We start from the raw sequence: 5,247 nt of genomic DNA on the forward strand, positions 1-5,247 counted from the left end.
AGCTGTCGGTAAACTTCCCCTTGTCCCCGCCGCCCGAATGGACTACGGGGTACCCCGAAAAAGGCGATCTGTTGATCTTTCTGGTGGTCAGATCGCCGGGTCGTGCGCATGGCCGGGCTGAACAGTGCGAATATGTCTGCATGAAGGCACGTGTCTTGGTTGTCGACGACGACCCTGCTCTCGCGGAGATGCTCACCATCGTCCTGCGTGGGGAGGGGTTCGACACGGCGGTCGTGGCGGACGGTTCCCGCGCGCTCCCCGCGTTGCGCGAATTGAAGCCCGACCTCGTGCTGCTCGACCTCATGTTGCCGGGGATGAACGGCATCGACGTCTGCAAGGCGATCCGCGCCGAATCCGGCGTCCCGATCGTCATGCTCACGGCGAAGAGCGACACCGTGGACATCGTCCTGGGCCTCGAGTCCGGCGCCGATGACTACGTCGTGAAGCCCTTCAAGCCGAAGGAGCTCGTGGCGAGGGTGCGGGCGCGGATGCGCCGGACCGAGTCCGAGCCCGCCGAGTCGCTGACGATCGGTGATCTGGCCATCGACGTCCCCGGGCACGAGGTCACCAGGGAGGGCAAGGCCATCCCGCTGACCCCGCTGGAGTTCGACCTGCTGGTGGCGCTGGCGCGCAAGCCGCGCCAGGTGTTCACCCGTGAGGTTCTGCTCGAGCAGGTATGGGGCTACCGTCACGCGGCGGACACCAGGCTGGTGAACGTCCACGTTCAGCGGCTCCGGTCCAAGGTCGAGAAGGACCCGGAACACCCTGAGGTGGTGCTGACGGTTCGCGGAGTCGGTTACAAAGCCGGCCCGCCGTAAGGATTGAAGATACTTAGATGAAAGAGCGGCTCGGCGCGTTCGCGCACTCCACCGCGAAACTCGCCGGGCGCTTGGTCGTCCTCGGCCGCCGGCGCTCCGTGGCGCTCGGCGAGCTGTGGCGGCGTTCGCTGCAGTTCCGTGTCACCGTGTCGACCCTCGCGTTGTCGTCGGCGGTGGTCTTCGTGCTGGGCATGGTGCTCCAGAACCAGATCACCGAGCGGCTGATCGACACCAAGCAGAACGCCGCCGTCGCCCAGACACAGGCCGTGGTCGACACCGCGGCCAGTGAGCTGGTCGGGATCGGGTCCGAGCCGCAGGACACCGTCCAGAACAGGCTCACCAACGCGCTGAAGAAGATCGCCAGCAGCTCATCGACGACACAGGCCGCGTCGGGCTCCGCGGCCGGCACGTTCGAGCCGGTGCTCGCGAGCGGCGGACGTGACGAGGCGGGCGGGGGCCCGGCCGCCGCGGGGCCGCTGTCGAAGGTGCCCGCGCGGCTTCAGCAGTTCGTCGAGACCAACCAGCTCAGCTGGCAGATCCACACGACCGACCTCAACGGTGTCCACACCACGTACATGATCGTCGGCTCCCCGGTGACCACCACGGCGAACCCGGTTCAGCTGTACCTGCTCTTCCCGCTGACGTCGGAGCAGAACACGGTCTCCACCGTGCAGAACACGCTGCTCGTCGGCGGGCTGGTGCTCTTGCTGCTGCTCGCCGGGATCACGAACCTGGTGACCCGGCAGGTCGTCCGGCCCGTGCGTGAGGCCGCGGCGGCCGCGGGCAAGTTCGCCGACGGCGACCTGGAGCAGCGGCTCGCCGTGCTCGGCGAAGACGATCTGGCCAAGCTCGCCGTGTCCTACAACGAGATGGCGGCCAGTATCCAGCGGCAGATCCGGCAGCTCGAGGACTTCGGCGGTCTGCAACGCCGCTTCACGTCCGACGTTTCCCACGAGCTGCGCACGCCGTTGACCACGGTCCGGATGGCCGCCGACGTACTGCACGCGTCGCGCGAGCAGTTCCCGGCCGGGCTCGCCCGTTCCACCGAACTGCTCGTCGACGAGCTTGACCGGTTCGAGGCGCTCCTCGGCGACTTGCTGGAGATCAGCAGGCTGGACGCGGGGGTCGAGGAGCTCACGGCCGATCTCATCGACGTCCGCCCGATCGCGCGCCGCGCCGTCGAACAGGTGCGGGTCATCGCGGGTAGCGCGGGCAGCGCCGTCGAACTCGTGCTGCCGGACGAAGAGGCCTCGGCCGAGGTCGACGCCCGGCGCGTCGAGCGGATCCTGCGGAACCTGCTCGCCAACGCCGTCGACCACAGCGACGGCCGGGCGGTGATCCTCACCGTCGGCGTCAGCGAAGACGCCATCGCCGTCACCGTGCGGGACTACGGCGTCGGACTGCGCAGCGGCGAGGCGGATCTGGTGTTCAACCGGTTCTGGCGGGCCGACCCATCGCGGAACCGGCGTACCGGCGGGACCGGGCTCGGCCTCGCGATCAGCCAGGAGGACGCGAAGCTGCACGGTGGCGAGCTGGAGGCTTGGGGCGAAATCGGCCACGGCGCGTGCTTCCGGCTGACGTTGCCGCGGTACCAGGGCCGGGAGATGACGGACATCCCGCTTCCCTTGCCACCGGCGGACTTCGTGCCCGACGAAACGCAGAGCGGACGGGGTCCGCTGATCGAGGTCCAGCTCGCGCCGGACGCGATCCTCGGCGACCGCGAGGAGGTCGGACGATGAAGACCAGGCGTACCAGGGCTTTGCTGGCTTCGGTCCTTTGTGTACTGCTTACGGCCGGCTGTGCGAACATCCCGGGCGAGTCGCTGCCGGCGGTCGTCTCGGGGGACAAACCCGCGCAGGGCAACGTCGACGTCCCCGAGCCGGTGAAGGGCCTCGACCCGCTGAGTGTGGTGCGGCAGTTCGTCCAGGAGTCCGCGAAACCCGCGCAGGGCTACGCCGCCGCGGCGGTCTATCTCGACGAGGAATCGCGTAAGACCTGGAAGCCGTCGCCTGCCATCACCATCATCGACAAAACCTTCAACACGGTGAACGGGGTCGACGAGCTCAACCCGTCGGATCCGATGGACAAGTCCGAGCAAACCGTGGTGCTGCGGGGCTCCGAGGTCGGGACCCTCGGGACGGACAGCGCGTTCATCCCCTCCTCCAGCGAGTTCGAGCTGCCGATGCACGTCCGCATGCAGGCCGATGGGCAATGGCGGATCACCAACCCGCCGCCGAACCTCGTGCTCACCGAAACCGACTTCACCGAGAACTACGTCCGCGTTTCGCTGAACTTCTATTCGCAGGATTCGGGGACTTTTGTGCCCGATCAGCGCTACCTCGTCGCCAAGCCGCAGATCGGGCTGCCCGGGCGCGTGATGGACCTGCTGCTGAAGGGGCCGTCCAACGCGCTGACCGGGGCCGTCACCAAGCTCATCCCGGATCAGGCGACCCAGGATTCCAACGTGACGACGTCCGAGGACGGGTCGCTGGTCGTGCCGCTGACCGGCGTGAGCGACCAGCCGCTGGAGACGAAGAGGCTCATCGCCGCGCAGATCGCGCTGTCCCTGCAGGTGGTGACGAGCAGCCGGATCAAGATCCTCTCGGACGGCACGCCGCTCGTGCCGGATCACGATTCCTGGCGGAGCAGCGACCTGCCGTCCTACAGCCTTTCGACGTCGCCCAGCTCCGAATTGCAGGGGCTGATGACGATCGACGGACGGGTGAAGTCGCTCGCCGACGGGCAGCCGGTGCCCGGGCCTTCGGGCAGCGGGGCCTACAACGTGCTGAGCGCCGCCCAATCGATCGACGGCAAACGGCTCGCGGTGATCGAGCGGTCGAACGGGCGGATGGTGCTGCGGGTCGGGGAGTTCGGGCGGGACGCGCAGGCCCTCGACCTGAGCGGCGACATCCTGACCCGGCCCACTTGGCGGCCCACGCCTGCCGGAGGGACTGTCGCCGGTGAGGTTTGGACGGTCATCGACGGTCATACCGTGGTGCGGATCGTGCAGACCCCCGACGGCAAATGGGGAACCATCGGCGTCAACTCCACCGAGCTGACGCCGCTGGGGAAGATCACGGCGTTGCGGCTGTCTCGCGATGGGGCTCGGGTGGCCGCGGTGATCAGCGGGCAACTGGTGGTGGCTTCGGTGGTGCGGACCAGCGACGGGGTTTCGCTGCGGGCGCCCCGGAGTTTGTTCGGGCGTGAGTTGACGAGTGTGGTCGATGTTGATTGGAAGGATCAGGAGACGTTGGTTGCCGCGACGTCTACTGCTTCGTTGCCGGTGGTGAAGGTGTCTATTGACGGGCAGCGGATGGACACTTATAACAGCTCCAATCTGACTCCGCCGTTGCACGCGGTTACGGCTGCGCCTAGTCGGGCGATTGTGGTGGCTGATGGGGGCGGGTTGTGGATCGCCAACGAGTTGGGTGAGGTTTGGCGGCCACATGTTCCTTCGACCGTTGGGGCTTATCCTTTCTATCCCGGGTGATGGGTTTTGCGGGTCGCTGTGGGTGGGTTGGCCGTGGCATGAATGGACCTTTCATCTCGTTTTTTGAGATGAAAGGTCCATTCATCTCAGTCCTGAGGTTCGCGCGGCATCGCTGTGTTTTCGGCGGCTCTGCGCGCTGACGGTTTCGCGTCGCCAGGGCGTGACCGGGTGCGTAAGTCGCGTGTCGTTGTAGGCGCCCTGCCGCCGCGAAACCGTGGGCCTTCGGCCAAAAGAGGGCGCGCGCTGTGGTCTTTTCGCCTGCCGCCCAACGGGATTACTGCGGTAGCTCGAGACTTGGCGTGCGCACGTTTTGTGTGAAAGTGGACCGGGTTTGTGGTTGGCCACCTGCGTCACCACTCGAGGTGGCGTGGCTGGGTTAGTTGTAGCACCAGGTGGGTACGGCTGGTGGTGGTCAATCGGACCTGGTCATGTCCCCAAAGCGGCGTTGGCGAACGACCTTTTGTTGACCTACCGTCGAGGGTATGAGCGATGAAACCCAGGATAGTGCTGGTCAGCGGGCACGGCGGCCGTTGGTGCTCGACTCCTACGGCCGCCTGTCCAAGGTCCCCGAGACCGGGGAACTGGAGAAGGTCGAGACCCAGCACGCCGACAACGCGAAGGTGATTGAACGCGCGGGCGGCGTGCTGGGCATGGAACTTTCCGACGGTTTGTCGGCGTGGAAGCGCACCGTCCGGCGGCCCGGCTGGGAACGCCTGCTTGAGCGGGTGAAGTCGGGTGAGTCTGATGGGTGCGTGGTGTGGCACACCGATCGTCTCTTTCGCCAGCCGCGTGACCTCGAAGCGCTGATCGAGTTGGCCGAGCACGGGTACCGGGTGTTCTCCGCTCATGGTGAGCGGGACCTCGCCGACCCTGACGACCGGTTCATCCTGCGCATCGAGGTTGCCCACGCCGCCCGGTCCAGCGATGACACGTCGCGGC

At 66.8% G+C, this 5,247-nt stretch carries 4 protein-coding genes; all 4 read left to right on the plus strand.

Annotated features, from left to right (window positions below; translation table 11 throughout):
* The first annotated feature begins 140 nt into the window (after positions 1-140).
* Positions 141-818 carry an MtrAB system response regulator MtrA gene (gene mtrA, locus VGP60_RS09465; protein WP_200318740.1) on the plus strand — a complete coding sequence of 226 codons (678 nt, stop codon included), beginning with the start codon at positions 141-143 and terminating at the stop codon, positions 816-818.
* A 17-nt stretch (positions 819-835) separates the two neighbouring features.
* The gene (mtrB, locus tag VGP60_RS09470; RefSeq protein ID WP_327547535.1) at positions 836-2,557 is read left to right on the plus strand and encodes an MtrAB system histidine kinase MtrB; all 1,722 of its coding nucleotides are present in this window, start codon (positions 836-838) and stop codon (positions 2,555-2,557) included.
* Complete coding sequence (locus VGP60_RS09475; RefSeq protein ID WP_327547536.1) at positions 2,554-4,308, plus strand: LpqB family beta-propeller domain-containing protein; 1,755 nt, start codon at positions 2,554-2,556, stop codon at positions 4,306-4,308. The genes mtrB and VGP60_RS09475 overlap by 4 nt, the downstream gene beginning before the upstream one ends.
* Positions 4,309-4,790: 482 nt before the next feature.
* Positions 4,791-5,247: recombinase family protein (locus VGP60_RS09480; protein ID WP_327547537.1), on the plus strand; the 457-nt coding region annotated here is incomplete at its 3' end.

The organism is Amycolatopsis sp. (assembly GCF_036008905.1).
In the GTDB taxonomy this organism is placed as follows: domain Bacteria; phylum Actinomycetota; class Actinomycetes; order Mycobacteriales; family Pseudonocardiaceae; genus Amycolatopsis.